This window comes from Trichocoleus sp. DQ-U1, assembly GCF_039961925.1.
GTDB lineage: Bacteria > Cyanobacteriota > Cyanobacteriia > Cyanobacteriales > FACHB-T130 > FACHB-T130.
In genome coordinates this window covers 80,632-106,241 of sequence record NZ_JAMPKB010000017.1, presented here as the reverse complement: position 1 = coordinate 106,241, position 25,610 = coordinate 80,632, and the positions used below count along the sequence as shown (strand labels likewise).

At 47.8% G+C, this 25,610-nt stretch carries 16 protein-coding genes and 1 pseudogene; 7 read left to right on the top strand and 10 right to left on the bottom strand.

Annotation, left to right across the window (positions count from 1 at the left end; genetic code table 11):
• The first annotated feature begins 168 nt into the window (after positions 1-168).
• Both NDI34_RS09800 and NDI34_RS09795 read left to right on the top strand, forming a co-directional pair.
• The gene (locus NDI34_RS09800) at positions 169-528 is read left to right on the top strand and encodes an STAS/SEC14 domain-containing protein (protein WP_348232554.1); all 360 of its coding nucleotides are present in this window, start codon (positions 169-171) and stop codon (positions 526-528) included.
• Positions 529-679: 151 nt separating this feature from the next.
• Positions 680-2,332 carry a DUF262 domain-containing protein gene (locus NDI34_RS09795; RefSeq protein ID WP_348232553.1) on the top strand — a complete coding sequence of 551 codons (1,653 nt, stop codon included), beginning with the start codon at positions 680-682 and terminating at the stop codon, positions 2,330-2,332.
• Between the two features lie 31 nt (positions 2,333-2,363).
• On the opposite strand, the gene NDI34_RS09790 is transcribed toward NDI34_RS09795, so the two are convergent.
• On the bottom strand, positions 2,364-6,101 hold the full coding sequence (locus NDI34_RS09790) for a hydantoinase B/oxoprolinase family protein (protein WP_348232552.1): 3,738 nt from the start codon (positions 6,099-6,101) through the stop codon (positions 2,364-2,366).
• Between the two features lie 248 nt (positions 6,102-6,349).
• On the opposite strand from NDI34_RS09790, the gene NDI34_RS09785 reads away from it, so the two are divergent.
• Together NDI34_RS09785 and NDI34_RS09780 are read left to right on the top strand one after the other, a co-directional pair.
• Entirely contained in the window at positions 6,350-7,279 is a 930-nt protein-coding gene (locus NDI34_RS09785; protein ID WP_190678969.1) for a ribonuclease D, read from the top strand.
• Between the two features lie 129 nt (positions 7,280-7,408).
• A complete protein-coding gene (locus NDI34_RS09780; RefSeq protein WP_348232551.1) occupies positions 7,409-9,391 on the top strand; it encodes an alpha-amylase family glycosyl hydrolase in 1,983 nt (660 codons plus the stop codon).
• 47 nt (positions 9,392-9,438) lie between these two features.
• Here NDI34_RS09780 and NDI34_RS09775 read toward each other — a convergent pair whose 3' ends face one another.
• The 3 genes and pseudogenes from NDI34_RS09775 to NDI34_RS09765 form a co-directional block, all read right to left on the bottom strand.
• Positions 9,439-10,038 (bottom strand): metalloregulator ArsR/SmtB family transcription factor, encoded by a 600-nt coding sequence (locus NDI34_RS09775; RefSeq protein ID WP_348232550.1) that lies wholly within the window; start codon positions 10,036-10,038, stop codon positions 9,439-9,441.
• 73 nt (positions 10,039-10,111) lie between these two features.
• The gene (locus NDI34_RS09770; protein ID WP_348232549.1) at positions 10,112-10,951 is read right to left on the bottom strand and encodes a M28 family peptidase; all 840 of its coding nucleotides are present in this window, start codon (positions 10,949-10,951) and stop codon (positions 10,112-10,114) included.
• A 13-nt stretch (positions 10,952-10,964) separates the two neighbouring features.
• A pseudogene (locus NDI34_RS09765) lies at positions 10,965-11,126 on the bottom strand (DUF4351 domain-containing protein); the annotation flags it as partial.
• A 153-nt stretch (positions 11,127-11,279) separates the two neighbouring features.
• Between NDI34_RS09765 and NDI34_RS09760 the strand changes: the two are divergent.
• The gene (locus NDI34_RS09760) at positions 11,280-12,221 is read left to right on the top strand and encodes a DUF5996 family protein (RefSeq protein WP_348232548.1); all 942 of its coding nucleotides are present in this window, start codon (positions 11,280-11,282) and stop codon (positions 12,219-12,221) included.
• Between the two features lie 273 nt (positions 12,222-12,494).
• Here NDI34_RS09760 and NDI34_RS09755 read toward each other — a convergent pair whose 3' ends face one another.
• From NDI34_RS09755 to NDI34_RS09730, 6 genes are all read right to left on the bottom strand, one after another.
• On the bottom strand, positions 12,495-14,786 hold the full coding sequence (locus NDI34_RS09755) for a nitrate reductase (protein ID WP_348232547.1): 2,292 nt from the start codon (positions 14,784-14,786) through the stop codon (positions 12,495-12,497).
• A gap of 102 nt (positions 14,787-14,888) precedes the next feature.
• Complete coding sequence (locus tag NDI34_RS09750; protein ID WP_190430024.1) at positions 14,889-15,734, bottom strand: nitrate ABC transporter ATP-binding protein; 846 nt, start codon at positions 15,732-15,734, stop codon at positions 14,889-14,891.
• Between the two features lie 79 nt (positions 15,735-15,813).
• Positions 15,814-17,814 carry a nitrate ABC transporter ATP-binding protein gene (locus tag NDI34_RS09745; RefSeq protein ID WP_348232546.1) on the bottom strand — a complete coding sequence of 667 codons (2,001 nt, stop codon included), beginning with the start codon at positions 17,812-17,814 and terminating at the stop codon, positions 15,814-15,816.
• 165 nt (positions 17,815-17,979) lie between these two features.
• Positions 17,980-18,822 carry a nitrate ABC transporter permease gene (gene ntrB / locus NDI34_RS09740; protein WP_348232545.1) on the bottom strand — a complete coding sequence of 281 codons (843 nt, stop codon included), beginning with the start codon at positions 18,820-18,822 and terminating at the stop codon, positions 17,980-17,982.
• A 90-nt stretch (positions 18,823-18,912) separates the two neighbouring features.
• Positions 18,913-20,247, bottom strand: a complete 1,335-nt coding sequence (locus NDI34_RS09735) for a CmpA/NrtA family ABC transporter substrate-binding protein (RefSeq protein ID WP_190410260.1) — start codon at positions 20,245-20,247, stop codon at positions 18,913-18,915.
• An 80-nt stretch (positions 20,248-20,327) separates the two neighbouring features.
• On the bottom strand, positions 20,328-21,863 hold the full coding sequence (locus NDI34_RS09730) for a ferredoxin--nitrite reductase (protein ID WP_348232544.1): 1,536 nt from the start codon (positions 21,861-21,863) through the stop codon (positions 20,328-20,330).
• Between the two features lie 475 nt (positions 21,864-22,338).
• On the opposite strand from NDI34_RS09730, the gene NDI34_RS09725 reads away from it, so the two are divergent.
• Together NDI34_RS09725 and NDI34_RS09720 are read left to right on the top strand one after the other, a co-directional pair.
• Positions 22,339-24,588, top strand: a complete 2,250-nt coding sequence (locus NDI34_RS09725) for a DICT sensory domain-containing protein (protein ID WP_348232543.1) — start codon at positions 22,339-22,341, stop codon at positions 24,586-24,588.
• A gap of 171 nt (positions 24,589-24,759) precedes the next feature.
• The gene (locus NDI34_RS09720) at positions 24,760-25,185 is read left to right on the top strand and encodes a photosystem I reaction center subunit II PsaD (protein WP_190410263.1); all 426 of its coding nucleotides are present in this window, start codon (positions 24,760-24,762) and stop codon (positions 25,183-25,185) included.
• Positions 25,186-25,610: the final 425 nt, after the last annotated feature.

Below are 25,610 nucleotides of genomic sequence, written 5' to 3'. Positions count from 1 at the left end.
TTGATGATGTCTACTTTCTTTATAAATTCTTTTGAGAATCCTTTGAGTTTCTCGGCTTAAATCTCTAATAAATCTCATAAGTCTCTTGTTTTCTTGACTTTTGTTTTAGCTTATTCTACTTTTTATTATGTGTAATTTATTTTACATAAGCACTTATCTTCAGAAGAGTTGCTAAAGGCTGTTGAACAATTGAGCTTGCCTGAATTAGAGAAATTTGTATCTCAAGTCCTCTTACTACAAGGACAGCGCAAAGCTAATAGCCTGCCGCAAGCCGAAGCTGAATTGTTAATAAAAATTAATCAAAGTATTTCTTCAGATATTCAGACGTATTATGACGAATTGATTGCTAAGCGACAGGCTGAAACTCTGACGCCTACAGAGTATAGCGAGTTATTGCGCTTGACCGAACAGATAGAAAAGCTGCAAGCGCAACGCATAGAATACTTGGCAGAATTGGCACGTTTTCGTAAAATTTCCCTTACTGCATTGATGGAAGATTTAGGCATCCAGATGCCAGCTTATGCCTGAAAGTCGCGTCACAGCTCAACAAAAAAAGCTGTATGTAACGGGAAAATATCTCCCAGCTAATTTGCATGAATAAAGGTAGGCGCGATCATCTACGAAGCAGAGCGTTGTACCATATATAAAGCTTAGAATTGTTGTTTCAATGGAGTAATCTGTGGTCAAGGCACCCGACGCAAATCCAAAAAATCTTTTATCGCTTATCGGTGACGTTTACAGCGGCAAGGTAGTTGTACCTGAATTCCAGCGCTCATTCGTGTGGGAAAGAGACGATATTGAAGAGTTCCTAACATCGCTCCTTCATGGATATTTCATGGGAACATTTCTCATGTTAGATACGCCAACAAAAACGCCTATGTTTCCTTTTCGGCCTGTCGAAGGTGTCGAGAAAGTTAACCCTCAGGTGCGTCCCAAGGCACATGGAACTGTGCAGCTAGTTTTAGACGGTCAACAGCGGATCACTTCATTGTTCTATGCTTTTTATGAACCGGATATTTGTCTAAAGGGAGTAAAAAATCCATATCGCTTTTATTTAAACCTTGATGAAGCTTTGAACGGAGATATTGACGAAGCGGTAATCGGTGTATCTAAGGGAGATACAAGGCGCATAACAAATTTTGAGAAACTTTGTAACGAATACAAAGCTGTACGTTTCTCACTTTTGCGAGACTATAGCAATTTTGATGATTGGCTGGATGAGGGACACTCAGTGTGGGGACGTGAACAACGTAGACAGATTAAGGAACTTTATCGACACCTAGAGCAGTTTATGGTTCCTGTCGTTGCTCTTCCTGAGGAGACTAGCAAGGCAGATATCGTTAATATCTTCGAGCGTATCAACAGAACTGGAGTCAGCCTTTCACTTTTCGATCTTGCTGTAGCACAGCTATACCTCAAGGAAATAAAACTGCGAGATTTATGGGAGAGCTTTAGCAAGAAACACAAGACAATCACCTCAGTGGTTGAGCCTGTATTTTTGCTTCGGGTGATTGCTCTTTTGGAAGGAAAGGAAATTCGTAGGCGTGATTTACTAGATGGTATTGACTTGGAAGCGACTGCTTTTGAGAAGCGTTGGTCTGATGCCGCTAATTCTATAGTAGAAGCGCACAACCGAATTATCCACGAATATGGTGCTTTTAGTCAAAACTTAATTCCTTATTCGACTTTGTTAGTAACACTAGCTGTTCTTTTGCATAAACTCAAGGAAAAATCAGCAGGAGCAAAGGATTATCAAAAAGTGGATCGCTGGTATTGGGGCTGTGTTCTCAGTCGGCGCTACGATACTTCAAGGTTTACCAAAACTTATCAAGATGTTAAAGATTTAGACAGTTGGCTCGATGGCAACGCTGATGCACCACAATGGCTGCAACAGTTTGCAGATCAAGACTTAAATCTGGATATAGTTGATGATCCTCGATCTGCTTTATATCGGGGGCTTATGGGTTTAGTTGTATGTCAAGGTGCAAAAGACTTCTTGACTGGTCAGTCTGTTAAGTATAGCGAGTGTCAGGACGACCATATCTTCCCGAAGTCTGTGTATAAAAAATCATATGAGAAACAGGTTGATACTATATTAAATCGGACACTCATTTGGGAACCAACCAATAAAACTAAAGCAAATAAGTTGCCATCGCAGTTTTTCCAAGATTGCCAAGTCAAGCACGGTGGAGATGAAGCTAAATTACTAGAAACTTTAAAAACTCACTTTATTTCTCCAAATGCTTATGCTGCTCTAAAACAGGATAATTTCGATGGATTTATTAACGAAAGACGTAAAACTTTAAAAGAAGTAGTTCAAACCGTACTCTAAGAGGCTTGTGGCAAAGGCCATCAGAGTAAGGTTAAACATATACATTTGTTAAATCACCATACCCACCACCTCCGGGTGTTTCTATTACAAACACATCATCTGGCTGCATTTCTACAACCCCTGTACTACCCAATTCCTGAACAGTCCCATCATTACGCTGCACATAATTTTTCCCGACTGCACCCGCTTCACCACCGTGCAAACCAAAGGGAGAAATGACACGACGACTGGATAAAATTCCAGCAGTCATGGGTTCAAGAAAACGCAGGCGACGGATAACACCATTTCCTCCATGATGATGCCCATTTCCGCCACTATTGGGACGAATCGCAAAACTTTCTAAAAGGACGGGAAATCGCCATTCTAATACTTCTGGATCGGTAAGACGGGAGTTTGTCATGTGAGTTTGTACGGCGTCGGTGCCATCGAAGTCAGCGCCAGCACCGGAACCACCACAGATGGTTTCGTAATATTGATAGCGATCGCTTCCAAAGGTGAAATTATTCATGGTTCCTTGGGAAGCTGCCATCACCCCCAGCGCCCCATACAAAGCATCGGTAATGTTTTGCGAAGTCTCTACATTTCCCGCCACCACAGCAGCAGGATAACGCGGATTTAACATACAGCCTTCGGGAATAAAAATCTCCAAAGGTTTGAGACAACCCGCATTGAGGGGAATATTGTCATTCACTAAAGTGCGGAAGACATACAATACTGCTGCCTTGCACACGGCTGCTGGTGCGTTTAAATTACTCGGTTGCTGAGGAGAAGTGCCGGTAAAATCTATTTTGGCGCTGCGAGTCGATTTGTTGATGGTGATGGTAACTGCGATCGCGCTGCCATTATCCAGAGGACAGGTGAAACTGCCATCTTTGAGAACTTCGATAACCCGACGTACCGACTCTTCCGCATTGTCCTGTACAAAGCCCATATACGCTTGCACAGTCTCTAAACCATAATGCTCCATCATCTTGTGGAGTTCTTGCACGCCGCGTTCGTTCGCCGCAATTTGTGCTTGCAAATCTGCAATATTTTTACTGGGATTTCGGGCTGGATAAGCGCTGGATGCCAGCAGTTCCAGCAATTCTTTTTCTCGAAAATGTCCTCCCTCTCCTAGTTGGAAATTATCAAGTAGCACTCCTTCTTGTTCTACCGTGGTGCTGTTTGGAGGCATGGAACCTGGGGTAATCCCGCCGATATCTGCATGATGTCCCCGCGAGGCAACGTAGAAGAGGGGAAGCGTGGGATGGGAGGTTGTAGAGACGCGATTTATCGCGTCTGGAGAGGAAGCAAATACAGGGGTAATTACAGTGATATCGGGTAGGTGCGTGCCGCCGTTGTAGGGATTATTTGAGGCAAAGACATCTCCGGGTTGAATCGTGTCGCCACAGGCGTCAATTAAACTTTTGACGCTTTCACTCATGGAACCCAAATGTACGGGAATATGGGGGGCGTTGGCGACTAACTGCCCGTGTTGGTCAAAAATTGCACAGGAGAAATCTAAGCGTTCTTTGATGTTGACTGAGGAACTGGTATTTTGCAGAGTAATGCCCATTTGTTCGGCGATCGCGCCAAACAAATTATTGAAAATCTCCAGCATCACCGGATCGGGACGATTGAGGATTCTCGATTCTAGATTTTGGATCGAGAATTGTAAATCTGCCGAACGCTGTAAAATCAGATGATTGCGATCGCTTAGTTGTGCCTGCCAACCGGGTTCAATCACATTCGTACCCGTCGCATCGGCAATGATAGCAGGGCTAGAAATCCAGTCTCCGGGTTGCAAATCCTCTCGCTTATACACTGGCGTCTCGTGCCACCGATCCGCCGCATACATCTGTACAGTTGCCACCGGCGAGGGAAGTTCATCACTGCGACGCTGAATGACTGCTTCCTCTACTCTCTCCGTCTTCGCCACCACCTCAACTGAAACTGCCTCTACAATCAGCCTTTTATCTTCCACAACAAAGCCGTAACGCTGCCGGTGCAACTCCTCAAACCACCCCCTCATCGCCGCCGTATCCCCAAAATCTACAATCAGCGCCGAATCAGTCCCCTCATACCGTAAATGCACCTTCCGAAAAACCTCAATCTCAACATCCTCCCTTGTCTCTTCTTCCTCTCTTTCCTCTGCGTCCTTGGCGTCGTGGCGGTTTAATTCCTCCTCCCCCTCCCCTGCCAACTGGCTTAACATCCCCTCCAAACTCAGCACTAACTCCTCACTCAGATGCGCCTCCACCGCCCGTTCTCGCAGCACCCGCATATCTGCCAAACCCATGCCATAAGCGGATAACACGCCGGCATAGGGATGCAGAAACACCTGCTTCATCCCCAACGCATCGGCAATCAGACAAGCGTGTTGTCCTCCTGCGCCCCCAAAACAGCACAAAGTATATTCCGAAACGTCATAACCGCGCTGGAGAGAGATTTTTTTAATTGCACTCGCCATTGTTTCAACTGCGATCGCGAGAAATCCAGCCGCCACTTGTTCCGGCGTCCGATTGTCCCCAATTTCTGCCGCCAGTTCACTAAACTTTTGCCGCACTACTTCTGCATCTAGCGGCAAATCTCCGTTCGATCCAAACAATTTCGGGAAAAACTCCGGTTGCAACTTGCCCACCATCACATTGCAATCCGTCACCGTTAGCGAACCGCCTTTTCCATAGGCAGCGGGACCCGGATTCGCCCCCGCTGATTCGGGTCCCACGCGATACCTCGCCCCATCGAAAAAGAGAATCGAACCGCCACCAGCAGCAACCGTATGAATTGCCATCATCGGCGTTCGCAGTCGTACCCCGGCAACTTCCGTTTCAAAGGTGCGTTCGTATTCGCCGTTATAGTGGGCGACATCCGTAGAAGTTCCGCCCATATCAAAGCTGATAATTTTGTCGAATCCCGCCATCAAGCTTGTCTGTACCGCGCCGACGATGCCCCCAGCAGGGCCAGATAAAATACTGTCTTTCCCTTGAAACTGTTGGGCATCAGTAAGTCCACCGTTGGACTGCATGAACATCAACTGGGGAGAGTTTTGAGTTGAAAATTCCGATTCCAAACTGGCTAGCTGACTGGCAACTCGATCTACATAACGCCGCAAAATAGGCGATAAATAAGCATCAACAACGGTAGTATCACCGCGACTCACCAACTTCATCAACGGGCTAACTTCGTGCGATACCGAGACTTGGGTAAATCCAATTTTCCGCGCTGCATCTGCTATTTGTTTCTCGTGTTCGGGATAGCGATAGCCGTGCATGAAGACAATTGCACAGGAGCGAATCCCGTCGTCGTATGCTTCTTGTAGAGATGCGATATATCCTGTTTCTAGGGGGATTAATTCTTCGCCTTGGGCGCTGTAGCGTTCCTCGACCTCAATCACTCGCTCGTAGAGCATCTCTGGCAATACAATGTGACGGGCGAAGATATCGGGGCGATTTTGGTAGCCGATGCGAAGGGCATCCCGAAATCCCTGAGTAATGACCAGAAGAGTGCGATCGCCCTTGCGTTCCAGTAGCGCATTCGTCGCCACAGTGGTTCCCATCTTGACAACTGCAATCTGTTCCGATGGAATAGGTGCATCTGCCGCAATTCCCAAAATGTCCCGAATTCCCTGTATCGGCGCGTCAGTATACCGTTCGGGATTCTCCGACAGCAGCTTATGAATCACCAGTTGTCCATCTGGACGCCGCGCCACAATATCAGTAAACGTACCACCCCGATCGATCCAGAATTGCCAGCGGTTATTTACGTGGGAAGGTAGATTGGAATGCATAATAAAAAATAATTGCGCGATGTTGATGATAAAATCTTTCTAATTAATTCTTATTATAAATACCGTTGCTAGTTTGTCCGGTTTTAGTTTAAAAACATCCAAACTTTTTTAATAAACATGTTTTTTAATATAAAAGTAGCTTTTGTAGCAGGAAAATTTATAAATATTAATTGCTATAACTTCTAAAATTAAAATAAATAATCTAACCTTTTATTTAACTTTTATTTACAAAAAGGATGTTTTAGAGAATGCTTTACTTCACCGAAACAGAGAAAGCTAAAGTTCTAATTGATGAATATTCAAAACGCCAGCTTTTGTACTTAGATACGGAAGTTGCCGATTATAATACTCGCAAGCCTAAACTCTCTTTAATTCAAATATTAGATGACTTTACCGATGTAAGCGGAGATAGCGTTTGCATCTTAGATGTTTTAGATAATCCTGAAATTGCAGAAATCTTTATTAAAGAAATTATGGTTAATCCTGCAATTGAAAAGGTCTTCCACAATTCCAGCTACGATCTGAAGTTATTAGGTAAAACCAAAGCTAAAAATGTAAGTTGCACCTTAGAGATTGCCAAATCAATCCCTTACTATTTATTGCCAGTACCAAATTTACAATTGAGAACTCTGGCAGAAAAGCTGTGCTATTTTCCCAATATAGACAAAACCGAACAAAGCAGCGATTGGGGACAGCGACCGCTGACAGAAAGTCAGCTACAGTATGCAAAAATGGACCCGATTTATCTGGCTCACGTGCATCAGCGGCTGTTGGAATTAACTCAATTGAGTAGTCCAGATCCAGAACAGGAAGATGTAACAGCTCTAGCCCAACGCTATCGAGAAATTGAGCAGGAATGGAAGTTGCTAGATACCGAAATTGACCACATCCAAAATAGGCTCAAAGCCGCAATGCAGGCACAGGAACTATCAGAGACGAAATATTTCCAATTATCCAGTTATGAGCGAACTACAAAAAAGATTCCGTTTAACCAGTTGGCAAGAATAGCGGAAATTCATGGAATTGATTTAGAGTTTCCGGTAACGCTAACCCAAAATCTTCAGAAGGACTTAGGAGAATTGGTCGCGGAACTTCCCGTGGAAGAAGAGAAAACTACTATCTGGCGGTTGAATCCCAAAGAGCAGGAAGATGAAGAGGATGATGGGATTCCATTTTAAAGAATATTCTGTGAATTCAAGTAACTATCTCTTTCTTCCAGTCTCGGGATTCACCTTTTATCTGGAATAGCAGTCTGTTCTCGTGTGTAAAAGCTCGTAGCTAACCTTCGTATTCAAGGGGTTTCTGTAATGCTTCCTGATTTATTGCATCGCAAACAGACACATTTCGTTTTGTGGCGTCCAGGAGATATTAAACCCCCTCCAACGCTTTACATCGGCGACTTCGCTGGAGATAATCCAAGCTCATTTGAAAATTTTCAAGAATTCGACTTAATCCAATCAACAGATTTTCCAGAACTTTGGGAAATACCAGCGGAAAACTGCAATTTAACAGACGGAGAGGTTTATTTTTACTGGTTTAAAGTCCGCGACACTGACGCCTACACCAACACCCATCGAATTCTCTACTGCACCGATCCTACCGCTTACACGGTGGATCGGCGTTTCTCTGCACCGAAAATCCTTTCAGAAGAGGGAATGTCCGACCTAGATCCAGCTAGCGTCATCCTCTACCGAGATAAAATGCTGGTTCCGTGCGATCCGAAGGGGCAAACAGCGGACTGGGAAGGAGATACGATAGAAAACCTACAACCGAATAATCGGCTAGTGATTTACGAGTTGCCCACTCGCTGGACTCGAATTCGTTCAACTGGGGGAATTCAAGAAGGAAACGGGACTTTTCGAGACGTAGTTTCTCTATTTGTGGAAGAAGCGATCGCACCTACTTTTTCCTCAGTCCGCGCCTTACAGAACCGCGCTCATCTGGTGGAATTAGGTGTCAATGCTTTGGAACTTTTACCGCCATCTGATAGCGATCAAACAGATAATTGGGGCTACGGTACGGCTAATTATTTCGCAGCCGATTATGACTTAGGTCGCCCGGACAGCCAAGAAGCGCCCACGGCTTCCACCGATTTAATCAATCTCATCAAAGTTTGCCATCAACACGGCGTGCGCTTTTTTGTTGATGCGGTAATGGCTTTCTCTTACAACAATCCTTACCGCAACGTTAATTATCTAGAATTTTACATCAAGTTTAATAGTGGCGATCCAGAACAAGGAAATCGGGACGGATTTGGCGGTGATTTGTTTAAGTACAACTATTGGGTAGAAGGGTATCATCCGCTTGCAGGTACGCGATCGCGTTTTGTTCCTGCCCGCGAATATATGAAAGCCTACATCGCCCACTGGATGGATTACTATCGGGTAGATGGTTTGCGCCTCGATAGCGTCAACAATATCGGCAATTATGACTTTTTACAGGAATTCAAAGATTATGCGCGATCGCTTTGGCAGGAACGGGAAGGAAGCGGCGATAAATTTCTCGTAGTCGGTGAAGAATTAAGCGTACCGCTAGCTTTAATTTCACAGAATCGTCTCGATGGGTTGTGGAACGAAAAGTTTAAGCATATTATCCGTAGCGTCATTCTAGGACAAAATTCGTCTGATGAGCCTAGCTTTGAATGGAGCGTCCGCAAACTCATTGACTGTCGTAATTTAGGGTTTGCAGATGGTTCTCAAGCAGTTAATTATCTGACTTCCCATGATGTAGGAGGCTTTGGCAACGAACGCTTCTACAGCTACCTAAATAATAATCAAGTTTTTGATACAGAAAAGCGCATCAAGCTAGCATTTGTTTGTTTGCTCACTGCTGTCGGGATTCCGATGATTTTGGCAGGAGATGAATTCGCCGATCAAAATGACTTGCCAACTTCAGATGACCATAAAAAACAGGTTGATCCGGTCAACTACAGCCGTCTGACAGATGATTGGCGACAGCGTATTTTCAATTATGTTTGTAGATTAGTGAAGTTTCGGACTACTTCTGATGCTTTAGCCGTAAATGACACTCATTTTATCCATTCTGACTTCAATGAAGGCAAGCGAGTTATCGTCTGGCAGCGAGGCAAAGACGATCGATTAGTGATTGTGGTGGCGAATTTCTCTGAGTACGGGACTCCCCCCGGTTCTGACTATAAAATACCCAATTGGCCTGCAACTCCGGCTGGTAAACAGTGGAAAGAAATCGCCCAGGATCGCATGGTTCCTGCTGAATGGGTAGGCAGAGAAGGCATCTTCCCGTGGGAAGCGAAGGTTTACGCGCTAGTTTAAACTTATTTACCCTCAGAGGTAGAGACACGGCAGTGTCGTGTCCCTACTTACTCAATACTGGTCTCTAAACGCCAATACACACCATTTTCCCGCTGCATCAGTTTAGAGGCTATCAACTCTCGCCGCAGAGTGGCGCAGTCAGGATGGTGGCGCTTGATGATTTCATTCACCTGAAGTTCTGGGTAATTAATCCCGATTTCAAATTGGTTTGCCAACCACTTGAGAATCACTTGGCGTTTTTTACGACTGGCAGGAATTTCTTTCAAACGAAGGACGCGATCGCATCCCGCTTCGCTAACGTCCTCAAAAAAGTTTTTCAATACCTTGCTCTCCCATGCTTCCCCTTCTACATCTTCGACGAGAGAAGCCATGTTATCTGGGGTGAAAATCTCTTTGCTAAAGTTTTGCAGCGCCTCGCTATTGAGTCGATACAAATGAGTATTGCCGTCAGGGCGCATATTCACCAAATTGAGTTCTTTCAGTTTACCCAAATGATGGGAGACAGTCGGCTCCTTCAGTTTCACAATCGCGGCTAATTCTTCGACGCTGCATTCCCGATTCGCCAGAATCCCCAAAATCTTCAATCGGCTTTCGTCAGCGAGAACCTTGAAGAAGCGTAGCAGGGTTTGAAATTCCGCTTTTTCCATCGTTTTACGTCTAATTAGATACATATCTAATTAGAAGTTTATCTAATTAATTGTGCGGTATGCAAGTCATCTTTCACAGACGGCTAATACCGGAAGCCAAACCGCGACAGACGCCGGTCAGAAAGTTTAAATCCAGGGTTTCTATGGTGTCGCTCGGTTGATGGTAATGGGGATTTCGCATAAATGCTGTATCTGTCACCATCATTGCTTTATAGCCTAAATCCCAGAAGGGCGAGTGATCGCTCAGTCGCGTTGAGCTGACGATTAAACCTTTATTCGGCACCGGCAACCATTCGCTTGGAACCCCAACTTTACGAATGTTGCGACTCAGGTGGATTAAATCAGGAATGGTCGGCAAATTGCCAATCAAAGCAATGTAATCACCTCGATTCGGGTAAAAGCGTTCTAATCCGGCCGGATAGCGTTGCGAACCAGGGGCGGAGTTGCAATATCCCAGCATTTCTAAGGAAAGCATCAAACGAAGTGATTGTCCTTGTTGCTTTAAATCAGATGCATATTGCTGACTCCCTAGCATCCCGTATTCTTCCATATCAAAAGCAACCAATCGCACCGGGTATTTTGCAGGTTCTGCTGCGAAAATTCTCGCCAATTCCAATAGCGCGGCGACACCCGTGGCATTATCATCTGCGCCTGGGGTTCCAGGTGCAGCGTCATAATGTGCGCCAATAAGAATCGGTGGCTTCTGATTATTTGTCGCAGCTGGTAGATTCAGAATGAGATTCTGATGGTTTTGACCGCGAATGCTGAACTCGTGGGTTTCTACAGTTCCCCATTGTTGCAGTTGTTCGCGGATGTAATGCTGGACGTAGAAATGCCCCGAACTGGCGAGATAAGGGTCGCGATCGCGTACTATCTGGGTCAGATGCGATCGCAAGTTTTCTTTTAAATCCAATTGTCTATTGCTCCTAAGTTTCTAACCAAGCGCTCAAATCATTTACAGAGGAGAAATCCAACAGCGCCTCGCCCAAATATTCTTACTGGGGAATGGATAATTGCTGAATTTTAGTTTGTAGTTCGGGAGCGATCGCGCCAAACCGACGGATAAGCTGATGCATAATCAATGCTAACCTTTCTCGTTGCTGTCACTGTTAGAGGATATTTTGATAAATTACCAATCCTTGCATAATCTCCTCTCTAAACAGTTGGGTAATCAAATCTTTTTCAAAGCCTGATACTGTTTATAGTATCTACCGCCAATCCTGAGCATGGAGATTCATCTCATGACGACTTCTGCTCACCGCTCATCGAACGCTGTTTGGCTCCCTTTGTCACTCTCAGCTTGGCAAGATACCTATCAAACGCTGCATTTGTGGACACAAATTATTGGTAAAATCCCGTTAGCATTAGCCCCGAAAATCAACCATTGGTGGCACTCGACGCTGTATGTCACCACCCCTGGACTTACCACTGGTTCAATTCCTAACGGAACACGCAGCTTTCAAATCACCTTTGATTTTCTCGCTCACCAACTCAAAATCGAGACAAGCGAAGGTACAACCAAAAGTCTGGCACTTGCTCCTCGCTCGGTGGCTGATTTTTATCAGGAAGTGATGAACACCCTGAAGGATCTCGGTATCGAAGTGCAAATCTGGACAATGCCCCAAGAAATTGCCGATGCGATTCCATTTGAGCAAGACCATCAACATCATGCTTACAATCCGGAATCTGCTCAACGCTTCTGGCAAATTCTGGTACAAGCCAATCGCATCATGACCGTATTTCGCTCCCACTATATCGGAAAGTGCAGTCCTGTCCATTTCTTTTGGGGCAGTTTCGATCTGGCTGTGACTCGCTTTTCGGGACGAAGGGCACCCGAACATCCAGGAGGTGTACCCAACATGGCAGATTGGGTAACGCGAGAGGCTTATTCCCATGAAGTCAGCAGTTGTGGTTTTTGGTTTGGGGGTGGTTCAACAGAAGCCTTATTTTATGCCTACGCCTACCCAACACCAAGAGGATTTAAGGATTATCCAATTCAACCACAGTCTGCATTCTATAGCCCGGAGCTACAAGAATTTGTCCTGCCCTATGAGGCGGTGCGACAAGCAGACGATCCAGATACAGCCGTGCTGCAATTCCTACAAAGCACTTATGAGGCAGGGGCGAATTTGGGAGATTGGGAGCGAGCTGCGTTGGAAGATACTCCAGTAGTGAGTGAATAAAGCAAGTCTGCGATCGCTTCTATTTGTATATGGGATGATATTATCTCCGCTTTTTTCCGCGTCACTTCATAGAGAATTGGTATCACCAGGCGATCTAATGATTGACAAAAGAAGAAATCCGACAGCACCTCGCCCCAATCTTCTCACTGGAGAGCAGACCGACGTGATTGATAAAAAAAGGGATACGGTAATGCCGTCCCCCTTTTTAAGCCTAAAAAAATTGAATTTCAAACGCCAGAATTGAGAATAAATTACCTCAGCTTAGGGGCAATTTTAAACAGACAAGGCGGAGGAAAAAGCCTTGGACTGAGTGGGGTGGAGTAGATACTCAGAGTCAACTTTTTCAGCAGTCAAGGGCACCAGTTGCACCGCACAAGCTTTCAGTTCCGGTTGCAGTGATTCGGGACAAGATTCGGCATGGGTGAGGGCGTTCGCTTCGGCACCATCTGCCCAAAGAGCGCCCCAGTGCATGGGGACAAAGGTAACACCGGGAGCGATCGCCTTGGTGACTCTGGCAGGGAATCGCGCCGTGCCCCGACGGGTTCGCACTTCCACCCAATCATTTTCCTGAATCTTCAGAGAGGCCGCATCGCGGGGATGAATTTCAATGAATGGCTGCGGGTGCATCTGCCGAATTTTATCAATTCGTCCGGTACGGGTTTGGGTGTGCCAGTGTCCGTAAAGTCTGCCCGTCGTCAGAACAAAAGGATAATTGGGATCGGGCGGTTCTGCCAGCCCCCGCGAATGATAGGCTCCAAACCGCGCCCGTCCATCCGGCGTCGGAAAGCGAAAATCAGTGTAAAGCCGTTTTAAGTTTTGAGTTTTGTTAGCGTAGCGGTGCGTAGCACATTTTGAGTTTTGAGTTGAAGAGTTTAACGGAGAACTCAAACTTGGGGTATCAAAACTACGATCGGGACAGGGCCACTGAAGCGGACCTTCTTGCGCCAGTCGTTCGTGACTGAGACCGCTCATATCGCAAACGCGATCGCGTGTCAGCTTCACATATTCGGCATAGATGGAGGCTGGCGTCTCGTAGGGAAATTTTTCAGCAAAACCTAAGCGCCGTGCGACTTCTGTAAATATTTGCCAATCGGGTTTGGCTTCTCCTGGGGGAGTGCGAAATGCCTGACACAGCGTGACCACTCGCTCAGAGTTGGTCATTGTGCCGGTTTTCTCGCTCCACTGCGCTGCTGGTAGCAAAACGTGAGCAAAGGCGGCGGTTTCAGTGGGGTAGTAGGCGTCTTGATAGACCGTAAAAGGCGATCGCTGCAATGCAGCTTTCGCACGTTCCAAGTCAGGTAAACTGACAGCCGGGTTCGTAGCGGCAATCCAGAGAACGCCCACATCTCCGGTTTCCAAACCCGTGATAATGTCCCACGCCGTGCGACCCGGATAGGGCGAAATTTGTCCGGCGGGGAGTTGCCAAAACGCTTCAAGTTCCGCTCGATGTTGGGGATTTTTGACCACTCGATATCCGGGCAGAATGTGGCAAAGACCGCCGGTTTCCCGACCGCCCATCGCATTCGGTTGACCCGTCAGGGAAAACGGCCCTGCACCGGGTTTGCCAATCTGAGCCGTCATCAGGTGCAGATTCACGATCGTTCGCACCTTGGCAGTGCCTTCAGAAGACTGATTCACGCCCATCGACCACAGAGACAGCACGCGCTTCGACTGTGCCCAGTATCGAGCTGCTGTTTCCAGGTCAGAGATGGAAATACCGCATCGTTCGGCGACCACTTCCGGTGGATAGTGCTGGATGACTTCTGCAAAAGCCGGAAAATTCGTCGTGCAGTCTTCAATGAAATAAGTATCAATCGCGCCCCAACGCATCAGCAGGTGAGCGATGCCATTGAGTAGATCCATATCGGTGCCTGAGCGAATCGCTAAGTGCAAATCTGCTGCCTCAGCGGTGTTCGTCCGGCGCGGATCGACCACAATCATTTTGACGTGGGAATTTTTTTTGTGGTGTTTCCGCAGGCGGTTAAAAACGATCGGGTGACAGTCGGCGGTGTTGCTACCGATGATAAAAGCACAGTCGGTTAAGTCTAAATCTTCGTAGCAGCAAGGGGGGCCATCTGAACCAAAGCTTTGCATATAACCCGCAACGGCGGAGGACATACACAAGCGCGAGTTGGAATCAAAATTATTCGTGCCCAGGCACCCTTTGAGCAGTTTCTGAGCAACGTAGTAATCTTCAGTTTGCAGTTGCCCGGAGCCGTACATACACACGGCGTCCGATCCTTGAGTTGCCAGAACGTTTTGAATCTTGCTCGCGACGAGATCCAAGGCTTCCTCCCAGGTGGCGCGGCGGAAAGGTTCATCCAGGGAGTCGCGGATCATCGGATGGAGAAGGCGGTCTTTGGAAAGGGACTCGGCAACGGTAGCACCTTTGACACACACCATCCCGTGACTGGAAGGGTGCGCGCGATCGCCCTGCACTTTCCAGATGGGATTCCCTTGAGCATCCCGATGCGTTGGCTTACCGGCTTGCGCTGGAGGTGTCACCTCCAATCCACAGCCTACGCCGCAGTAAGGGCAAAGGGTTTTTGTACTGTCAGTTGTCATTCGTCAGTCGTCCGTTGCTAATTGCTAATTGCTAATTGCGATTAGCCATACTTTCATCGCTTGTTGGGGATTACCCATTGGATAATACCTAACAAGCGATGACTAATCATCATCATGAGCAAATCGGTTGAACAGAAAGTCGAGGGCGTAGTTCCGCAGGTTGTAATATTCCGGGTCTTCCATAATCCGGGCGCGATTCCGGGGGCGGGCGAAGGGAATTTTCAAAACTTCACCGATGTTTGCCGATGGCCCGTTGGTCATCATCACCAGCCGATCTGCTAGGAAGAGTGCTTCGTCGATGTCGTGGGTAATCATCAAGACAGTAACTTGATGTTCGCGCCAGATGGTCAGCAGTTCCTCTTGTAATTCTTCCTTGGTGATGGCATCTAAAGCGCCGAATGGCTCATCCAGGATTAATACTTTAGGGCGAATTGAGAGGGCACGCGCGATCGCGACTCGCTGTTTCATCCCTCCAGACAGCTGAGATGGTTTTTTATCTGCTGCTTCAGTCAGCCCCACCATTGCGAGGTGATCCCGAACGATGGTGACTTTTTCTGACCGGGGTTTGCCAGGATAAACAGAATCCACTGCTAGGTAAACGTTCTCGAAGGCAGTCAGCCAGGGAAGCAAGCAATAATTCTGGAATACCATCATCCGGTCTGGGCCGGGTTCGCGGATTTTCAGGGTTTCCAGGCGCACTTCACCGTCAGTTGGCTTATTGAAACCTGACACCATGTTTAACAGGGTGGATTTGCCGCAACCAGAGTGACCAATCAGGCAGATAAATTCGCCTTCATAGACGGTGAGGTTTACCCCATCTAGAACGGTATACGGTCCGGTAGGAGTGGGATAAACCTTGGAAACGTCTTCAATGACCAAAAACGGGTCGCGGTTGACGGTTTCTTGGGTTAGTTGGGTGACGACGCCAGTGTTGTTCAAAGTATGCATGGGGAGGTGAAGGTTGTTAATAGCTAATCGCGAATTGTTCTTGCCATAGTTCCATTAGCGAATGGCTAATGACTGATTACTAACGACTCGCAACTAAGGGGTCGATGTTAATCTCTTCGATACGAATTGGACGCTTAATTTCCAAGCTATTGAGGTACTTAATGGGATCGTCGGGATTGAAAATGGTGCCATCAAACATTTGCATGGGTGCGCGATCGCGTCCGATATCCATTAAGCCGAGTTCCCGCGCCGCTTCCCTAAATACATCGATGCGCCGCACTCGTTCTTGAATTTCTAGCCAGTTTTTGGGGAACGGAACAATTCCCCATCGTGCTAGCTGAGTCATCACCCACAGTCCTTCCTCCGGTTCTGGAAAGTTCGCTTTATCGACAAAGAACTGGTTATAACGCAACATCTGTTCGGGTGCTGCGCCCGTCCCGCGAATGTAGGGATCGATAAAGCCGGGACGGGTGTATTCTGGGGCGGAGCCGATGTATTGCGGCTGACACAGTAAGTTGACAATTTCTTCCCGATTGCGTCGGTCATCGCAGTATTCGCAAGCTTCCAAAAGCGCTTTTATCAATGCGATATGAGTTTGCGGGTACTTATTTGCCCATTCTTCCTGGCATCCGAGTACCTTCTCCGGATGTCCCGCCCACAACTCCATATCGGTGGCGATGACAAAACCGAGTTTTTCATGAACGGCGCGAGAGTTCCAAGGTTCGCCGACACAGTAGCCATCAATACTTCCAGATTTCAGATTAGCGACCATCTGGGCGGGTGGAATCACCGTCAAACTGACATCTCGGTCGGGATCGATGCCGCCACTTGCCAGCCAGTAGCGCAGCATCATGTTGTGCATAGAGGCAGGATGCACCACTCCGAGTGTATGGATCTTGTCAGGAGTTTGCGCGATCGCTTCCTTGAAATCTGCCAAGGTGCGAACGCCGCGATCGTACAAATCCTTACTGAAGGTAATCGCATTGCCATTGCGCGATAAAGTCATCGCCGTACATACGGGCATTGGCGGGCCATCGGCTCCCAAGGTCATTGCCATCGGCATTCCGGCAACCATCTGGGCAGCGTCTAGGCGTCCCGTCGCCACCCCTTGCGCGATCGCTTTCCAACTGGGTTCGCGATTCAGCGTCACATCTTCTAACCCGTGCTTGGCGAAGAAACCTTTTTCTTTTGCCACCACTAAAGGGGCGCAGTCAGTTAGGGGAATAAAGCCAATTTCCAGATTGACTTTCTCCAACCCATTCCGGGCAACCACCGCCGGTTGCGTTGCTTTGCGCTGCTTGGCCTTTTTCTGCTGGTTGAGGAAGTAAATCATCTCATTCCGCAAACCGTAGTAGCTGGGATGATTGACAACCTCCATCCGCTTACGTGGGCGAGGAATCGAGACTTCCAGAATTTGCCCGATATGGGCATCTGGGCCGTTAGTCAGCATCACAATCCGGTCAGACAGTAGCAGCGCTTCGTCCACATCGTGCGTCACCATGATTGCGGTGACTTTGCTTTCCTGACAGATTTGCATCAGCTTTTCTTGCAAGCCGCCCCGTGTCAAGGCGTCTAGTGCGCCGAACGGTTCATCGAGTAGCAGCAACTTAGGACGAAGGGCGAGGGCACGCGCGATCGCTACCCGCTGTCTCATTCCCCCCGATAGCTGACCGGGTCGTTTATCCGCAGCGTGCCGCAATCCCACCAAATCGATGTGATGCTCCACAATCCCCTTGCGCTCACCTCTGGGCCGGTCCTGTAATACTTCATCTACCCCCAGAGCGATGTTTTCCCGCACGGTGAGCCAGGGAAGCAGCGAATAATTTTGGAACACGACCATTCGGTCTGGTCCCGGCGAAGTCACCTGTCGCCCTTCTAAAATCACACCCCCACTCGTCGGTCTATCTAGACCAGCCACCATATTTAGCAGGGTTGATTTGCCGCATCCAGAATGTCCAATTAAAGAAACAAATTCACCTTGTTTGATTTTCAGGTCAATATTCTTGAGTGCCACATAAGTACCGCCATTGGCAAGCGAGTACACCCGGTCAACATGGTCAATTTCTACAAAGACAGACATAGCAATAGGGCTGAGGTATGAGGACTGAGAGAAGTGAGGACTGAGGTATGAGGGCTGAGGACTGAGAGAAGGAACTAAAAGAGGAGTCGGGGATAAGGATTGAGGATGAGTTGAGAAGTTAAGGGCGAAGAGTTTACTTAATACTTCCTACTCAGTCCTCAGTCCTTACTTCTGTTCCTCTGGTACAACTTTGGAGGCGACGAAACCGACCAGCCTATCTAGCAGCAGACCTACAATGCCGACATAGACAAGCGCGAGAATAATTTGGCTTAGTAAAGAGTTGTTGTAAGCATCCCAGATGAAGAAACCAATTCCCACACCGCCTACCAACATTTCAGCCGCAACAATTGCTAACCAAGACAAACCAATGCCAATTCTCAGTCCAGTAAAGATATAAGGAACCGCTGCGGGAAAGAGAATCTTAAAGAAATACTTCTGCTTAGAAAGCCGCAATACTCTAGCAACGTTTCGGTAATCTTGAGGAATCTGCTGCACTCCCACGGTGGTGTTAATAATAATGGGCCATATCGACGTGATAAAAATTACAAAAATAGCTGAGGGATTGCTTTGTTGAAATGCTGCCAGAGAAATCGGTAGCCATGCCAGAGGGGGAATGGTACGCAGAACCTGAAAGAGGGGGTCTAAAGCGCGGTAAGTAAACTGATTGGTACCAATCAAAATCCCCAACCCAATCCCAACTAAGGTAGACAGAGAGAAGCCAATCGCTACCCGTTGTAAACTGGCGAAAATTTGCAACGCCAAGCCTTTATCCGTACCGCCATTATCAAAAAATGGATTGATAATATAGGGATTCCAAGTTTCTCTTAGTACTTGGATTGGCCCTGGCAAACCTTTAGAACCCGGAGGGCAGAGGATTTGCCAAAGGATCATAAAAGCTGCAAGTGCTAGCAGCGGTGGCACAATATGTTTAAGTTTCTTCTGAAAGAAGGTTCCGATTAATTTCTGGGGATTATTACTTGAAAGGCGATACTCAGTTCTAGCGGTCATTCTCCCTCCTAATTGTTAATCATATTGATTCGTCATTGGCTAGCGAACAGCGAATAGCCGATTCCTCTGGAACTATTCGCTGTTCGCGATTTATGCCTTCTTAATCTTGAGACTCTTCAAGTATTCCTCTGGCTTTTCGGGGTCAAATTTGACGCCATCAAAGAACGTTTCAACACCGCGAGAACTGCTAGTCGGAATTTCTGAAGCAGGAACTCCTAGTGCTTTGGCTGCCTCTTTCCAGAGGTCTTCCCGGTTCACTTTGTCAACAAGTTCTTTAATGTTGGTGTCAGCAGGAATATTCCCCCAACGGATGTTTTCAGTTAGGAACCAGGTGTCGTGACTCTTGTAGGGATAAGAAGCGTTATCTGACCAGAACTTCATCAGTAGCGGACTATTTTGCACGACCGGGCGACCATCGCCGTAGTCAATGTTGCCTTTGGAGCGTTCGATAATATCTTTGGCTGGGACTTTAAACCATTTTGCTTGGGAGACAATTTGGCACATCTCTTCTTTGTTTTCTGCCTTATCGCACCACTGCTGGGCTTCTTGGATTGCCATTAGCAGTGCTTTGGCAGAATTGGGATTTTTATCTACCCAATCAGCCCGCATCGCAAAAGCTTTTTCGGGATGGTCTTTCCACAGTTCTCCCGTTACCAAGGCGGTGTAACCCTGCCCTTGGTTCACCAGCTGGGCGTTCCACGGTTCGCCTACACAGAAGGCTTCCATGTTGCCCGTTTTCATATTCGCCACCATCTGAGGCGGTGGTACGGGGACTGTAGAAATATCCTTGTTTGGATCGATGCCGCCTGCGGCTAACCAGTAGCGCATCCAGAGGTCGTGGGTGCCACCAGGATAGGTAATGGCTGCCTTGAAGTCATTTTTGCCCCCAGCTTTGGCAAAGGCTTCTTTGAGTCCTTTGCTGTCTAAGCCGACTTTGGATTCTTTGTAAGTATTGGCAACAGAAATTGCTTGACCATTGGTATTTAACCGCGCCAGGATGTACATCGGCACTGGCTGCTTGTTCTTGGTTTGTCCCAAGCTCATAAAGTAAGGCATGGGGGATAAAATATGCGCCCCATCAATCCCACCGGCGTTACCGGCTGTGCCTAGCTCCAAGTTATCGCGGGTGACGGGCCAGGAAGCTTGCTTGACAACCTCAACCTCTGTCATGCCGTATTTGGCAAACAACCCTTTTTCCTGGGCTACAACTAGGGGCGCGGAATCCGTTAGAGCAATAAATCCTAGCTTGGCGGTGGTTGTTTCTACTTTCGGCGCGTTGGCTGCCGTGCTGGTGGCAACGGGGGAAGATTTTGAAGCGGACTTGGCGCTATCGGTGGGGCCGGAACTACAGCCATGAGCCAGCAAGCTTCCGGCTGTGGCTGCGCCTGCTGTAATGATAAATTGCCGTCTAGAAACTCTGCTCATATTTCTCTTGGAAGTGGTAACTCGGTGGTACGTAGTCGGGAATTAGTGGTAGGGAGTCGCTAAAAGCTTCTTTGCAACTCCTAGAAGCGAGGAGTCGCCCCAAACTGTTCGATCAATAAATTCCGCAATACAGGTTTGAGGTCTTCGCAGGGAATGCTTTTCTGGACGCAGGTACCCAAATGGGCTTCTTTACCAACTGTGCCTCCCATGTAAAGATCGACACCTTCTAAGGTTTTGCCGTTTTTGCGAACTTTTGTCCCCATCAAACCGATGTCGGCTACTTGAGGCTGACCGCAGGAGTTGGGGCAACCAGTCCAGTGAATCCGCACGGGTTTAGTTAGAGATAATTCTGCTCCCAGTTCTTCAATCGTTGCCAGGGCACGGTTTTTAGTTTCAATTAAGGCAAAGTTGCAGAACTGCGATCCGGTGCAGGAGACTAGCGATCGCGCTAAAGGATCGGGATTGATCGAGAATCGTTGTAGCAGGGGTTCGGCTAAGCAGGCGTCTAAGCGCGAGTCGGGAATATTCGGGATGATGACATTTTGCTCAACGGTGAACCGCATTTCTCCGCTGCCGTAGACTTCAGCCATCCGAGCCAGGTCAAACATATCCTGGGCATAGAGACGCCCCACGGGAACGTGTAAGCCGACGTAGTTTAAGCCGGGTTGCTTTTGGGGGTACACGCCGATGTGGTCGCGCTTTTCCCAGTCAATTTCGTCTTTTTCGGCGGCTGGTTGGAGAGGCTTCTCTAGATATTCTTCTACCAAGGCTCGGAACTGTCCTAACCCCAATTCATCGATCAGCCACATCAGCCTTGCCTTGTGCCGATTCGATCGGGGACCGCGATCGCGAAAAACTTCTAAAACGGCTCGGCATACCTCGACAACATCGTCGGGATGCACCCAAGCATTCAGGGGAATGGCAGCATCGCACCGTTTGGCAGAAAACAAACCACCGACGAGAACATTAAACCCGAAGACGCCATCTTTGTAGGCGGGGACGAAGGCGAGGTCGTTGATTTCAGCGTGAACCGAGTTGTCGCGACAACCGGCGATCGCAATATTGAATTTCCGGGGCAGATTGCTGAAAGCTTTGTTGCCTTCCCCATGATTCGTAATCATGTCCTGGACTTGCTGCACCAGACTTCGCGTATCAAACAATTCATCCGCATCAATCCCCGCAACTGGCGAACCCGTGATGTTGCGGACGTTATCCATCCCCGACTGAATGCTGGTCATCCCGACTCGCTCTAACCGTCGGAAAATTTCTGGCACATCCTCGATTCGGACTCCCCGCAGTTGGATATTTTGCCGGGTGGTGATGTCGCCGCTGCCATCTTCGCCGTAACGCTGCACAATCTCGGCGAGCATTCGCATTTGATCGCTGGTGAGGATACCGCTGGGCATCCGCATCCGCATCATAAATTTTCCGGGCGTAACGGGTCTGAAGAAAATCCCTACCCACTTGAGTCGGTGGTCGCGGTCTGTTTCGTCCATCGCCTCCCAGCCAACTTGGGCAAAATGTTCAATTTCTGCCTTTACCGCCAGACCATCTTTCTCTGCTTTGAATTTTTCAAATTTATTAAGACTTGCTGTGGGCGTGGCTGTGCTTGTCATGGGTGTGTCCTCATTACGTGGCGCTCGAATGCCCGCAAACGGATAATATGCGTGTTTGTCAATTGCTCGTTGATGATAAGTTATGCAAACTGAACTGTGAAATTCGTATAAGAAATTACAAAATGTTAATACAAATGAAGTTTTTGCATCGATCGGATGCCATTTAGTCATGACATCCCCCTTAAGGAAGATTAATGATTTACATAAGAAATTCTTGTGGCGAGGGGTTTTGGAGTCGCGATCGCGGCCCCAAAACCCCTATCAATGCAATCATTGAGTTTCCTGCAACTCACAGCCGTCAAATAAGAAAACTCATACAAGTGTGATTTAGCTGCCCTTGAACGTGGAGTTAAGCAATTTTGTGAGAATTTACAATCGTTAAAACCGGATTACAAGGAAATATTCAAACCGTTAGTAGGGAACGCTCTTTTGTACGATAGGCATAGAACGGGTACGAAACTCGGCAAATTACTAAATGATCATCCCGACTTCTGTGCTGGCAGATTTGCTGCAAGTCCTGCCCCAGCTGCGACCTCAAATGTATTTCAAGTCTTCCTTAATCGCCTTATCTCATGCGATGGAAGACCAGGTTCTGGCATCTTTAGACCAGCATCTGGTGATTGCCAGTTTCCAGCGAGAGCGCTTCTATCGTCAGGAGGCTCACCGTTATCGACGGATTGCAGAACGGACAGAGCAGTTATATGTGCTGGCAGCCCCAGAAACCGACTTTAGCAACAGTTCGGAAGCTTATGAAACTGTTGCTTTTGAGCCGACCGATGGTTTAAGTCAAGAGTGGCACTTAGTGGTGATCGGGCAGAATTATGCTACTTGCTTGGTTTGTCGAGAACGAAACCTAACAGAGGATGGGCGATCGCGTCAGGGTGTAAGAGGAAAGACCGCAGCTAGAAAAGGAATCGCACCCGCGATTTCCCCTAGCCGCCGCACTTCTGACCTTCCTCGAACCGCCTCCCGATTGCGGATGTCATCGTTTGAAGGGATAGACCCCGCCCGCCGGTTTGAGGGAATCTGGACGTTCGATCGGCAAGTCAGTTGCATCGTTGCTGAATTATTACTCAATCGAATTTCGCAGTACCGTCCGGAATTGGCTCAAAAGCTCGCTCAAGCACGAAATATTTACGGCATTCCTTCGAGGGGAGAGTTTTTAGAAACTTCCTTTGGAAAAACCGATCGGGAAGCAGCGAATCGGCAGAATTTTTTAGTTCAAAACTCCGTACAGCCACAGGCGGCAAAGGAACCCTCCGCCCAAACTCCAGAGTCTCTAACCGACAATCCCGACCCCTTTGTTCAGTGCCTAGTCACTTACTTGCAAGCGGGGCAGTACAAGCTGCTCAAAGCTTATCGCTCAATTTCCGCCCAAGAACGCAAAGAACGCCTAGTCAACTCGATTACGGCTGCCATCCGGCGGGGTAGCCATACGGGACAGCCGTTACACCCGGATGAAATTCTATCCATTGCCGTACAGGAATTAGGACAGGCATTGTTTGCTTGCCGGTGTCTGATTTATCGTGCCGGGGAAATCGATACTTCTGCCACGATTAACCATGAATTTTTGAAAGTGACCGATAACGGGAATTCTCGACTTGCCTCTGCACTCGGTCAGAATTGGCCTTTACAGGAAAATCCTCTATTTCAGGAAGTTGTGCAGAACCGAGAGCGAGTTTATGTTGCCGATACTCATATCGACCCTCGCATTGTAGGAGTGTCGGCAGGAATATCGGTAGGAGTGTCGGAACTTCCTTCCAATCGCCCACTTCAAACTCTGGCGAGCCGCTTTGCTATTCAGTCTTGGCTGATGATGCCAGTGCTATATCAGGATCGACTACTGGGGATAGTAGAGCTGCATCATTGCGGTGCTACCCCCTACGAGTGGCAGGACGACGAACTAGAACTTGTAGAAGCCATTTCTATTCAAATCGCCGGGGCATTGATTCAAGCCGAAGCCTACGCGAACCTGGAAGACCTCAACCAACAGCTAGAAGCTCTCGATCGCACTCGCAGCAACTTAGTCGCAATTACGGGTCACGAACTCCGCACCCCCCTCTCTACTATCCAAGTCTGCCTGGAAAGTCTAGCGAGCGAACCTGATATGCCCCCGGAGATGCGGCAAGTGATGCTCAGTACCGCTCTCACCGACGCCGAGCGGATGCGTAAACTGGTTCAAGATTTCCTCACCCTTTCTCGCCTAGAAAGTGGTCGGGTGCAATGGCATCCAGAACCCCTAGCGCTGCCAGAGTGCATCGATCTTGCCCTCAGCAGTATCCGCGCCCGCAATTCCGATGGTCAGCTACCAAAGATTATTACTAAAGTGTCTGATTCGCTGCCTTTAGTACGAGCGGATGGGGAGTGGCTGGTCGAGGTGCTTGCCAAACTGCTGGACAACGCTTGCAAATTTACAACGCCTCAAGGAAAAATTACGATACTCGCTGAGTGTAACGACAGCTCAATGCTTGAAGTTACGGTTGCCGATACAGGTCGTGGCATTGAACCCAACCGGCTGGAGGCTGTCTTCGATCGGTTCTATCAGGAAGAAGGCGCTCTGCGGCGAACTACTGGCGGTACTGGTCTGGGACTTGCGATTTGTCGCCAAGTTGTCACGGGTTGGGGCGGTGAAATTTGGGCTGAATCCGCTGGTAAAGACCAAGGTAGTCAGTTTCACTTTACCGTCCCTATCGCGGCAAGACAGTCAGCAGTCAGTAGTCTTTGAAGAAATTAGTCAGCAATTAGTAGTCAGCAGTGCTTGACTAATGACCCATGACTCATGACTAAATGACTCATGACTAAATGGCTAATGACAAACTGTTACAGTTCTTGACAGACTCGCAAGACAGGCCTTGCCTCGGTGATAGGATGCCCTAAAACGTTGGGAGAAAAATCTATGCCAGAAACTCTTACTGGACAAACCCCCATATTTGGCGGCGGTACCGGCGGTTTGCTCACCAAAGCTGAACTAGAAGAAAAGTACGCCATCACTTGGACAAGCCCGAAACAGCAAGTATTTGAATTGCCGACTGGTGGCTCTGCCATCATGAACCAAGGTGATAACTTGCTATACCTAGCACGTAAAGAATACTGCATCATGTTAGGCGGTCAGGTACTCCGAGCCAAGTTCAAAATCAACAACTACAAGATTTACCGTGTCTTCCCGAACGGTGAAATGGAGTATCTGCATCCGAAGGATGGCGTCTTCCCAGAGAAAGTCAATCAAGGTCGTCCTTATGTGAATAAGGTAGAACGGAACATTGGTAGCAACCCGGAACCGCCAACGATTAAGTTTAGCGGTCGTGCGACTTACGACGTTTAGCACCTTTTTAATTATTTAGCATTAGTAGGGTGGGCATCCACCCTACTTTTTCGTTAAAGATGATGCGATAAATGGGCGAAGCAAGGGCAATTCTGTTGGGTTAACAGTTTGAATTCAGATTTCGCAATTCTCATTTGGGTGCGATACATCTGTAGGAGCATGACAATCCAAAAGCGCCTATCAAACATTAGAACCGCAAGATATTCCACCCAACTGAGAACTGCTATATTTGCTCCCCACGACTTATCCTCCAAGACTCCCCGATAAGTTGGGGAAATTAGATAAAACAAAAATACGAGAGTCTAAAGGAGAAAGATGAAGGATGAACTAAAGCGTCTGGTTCTTCCCTTTTCCCATTTGCGCCCATTTCTGTTTTAACCTGGATGAATAATGGCGGCGCTAGGGCGAATCGCCTCGATCCAGAA

Bases quoted from the DNA above. Each gene is read 5' to 3' on its own strand.
- NDI34_RS09790 (WP_348232552.1), bottom strand. From the start codon at position 6,101: ATGCATTCCAATCTACCTTCCCACGTAAATAACCGCTGGCAATTCTGG.
- NDI34_RS09785 (WP_190678969.1), top strand. From the start codon at position 6,350: ATGCTTTACTTCACCGAAACAGAGAAAGCTAAAGTTCTAATTGATGAA.
- NDI34_RS09780 (WP_348232551.1), top strand. From the start codon at position 7,409: ATGCTTCCTGATTTATTGCATCGCAAACAGACACATTTCGTTTTGTGG.
- NDI34_RS09775 (WP_348232550.1), bottom strand. From the start codon at position 10,038: ATGGAAAAAGCGGAATTTCAAACCCTGCTACGCTTCTTCAAGGTTCTC.
- NDI34_RS09760 (WP_348232548.1), top strand. From the start codon at position 11,280: ATGACGACTTCTGCTCACCGCTCATCGAACGCTGTTTGGCTCCCTTTG.
- NDI34_RS09755 (WP_348232547.1), bottom strand. From the start codon at position 14,786: ATGACAACTGACAGTACAAAAACCCTTTGCCCTTACTGCGGCGTAGGC.
- NDI34_RS09750 (WP_190430024.1), bottom strand. From the start codon at position 15,734: ATGCATACTTTGAACAACACTGGCGTCGTCACCCAACTAACCCAAGAA.
- NDI34_RS09745 (WP_348232546.1), bottom strand. From the start codon at position 17,814: ATGTCTGTCTTTGTAGAAATTGACCATGTTGACCGGGTGTACTCGCTT.
- ntrB (WP_348232545.1), bottom strand. From the start codon at position 18,822: ATGACCGCTAGAACTGAGTATCGCCTTTCAAGTAATAATCCCCAGAAA.
- NDI34_RS09735 (WP_190410260.1), bottom strand. From the start codon at position 20,247: ATGAGCAGAGTTTCTAGACGGCAATTTATCATTACAGCAGGCGCAGCC.
- NDI34_RS09730 (WP_348232544.1), bottom strand. From the start codon at position 21,863: ATGACAAGCACAGCCACGCCCACAGCAAGTCTTAATAAATTTGAAAAA.
- NDI34_RS09725 (WP_348232543.1), top strand. From the start codon at position 22,339: ATGATCATCCCGACTTCTGTGCTGGCAGATTTGCTGCAAGTCCTGCCC.
- NDI34_RS09720 (WP_190410263.1), top strand. From the start codon at position 24,760: ATGCCAGAAACTCTTACTGGACAAACCCCCATATTTGGCGGCGGTACC.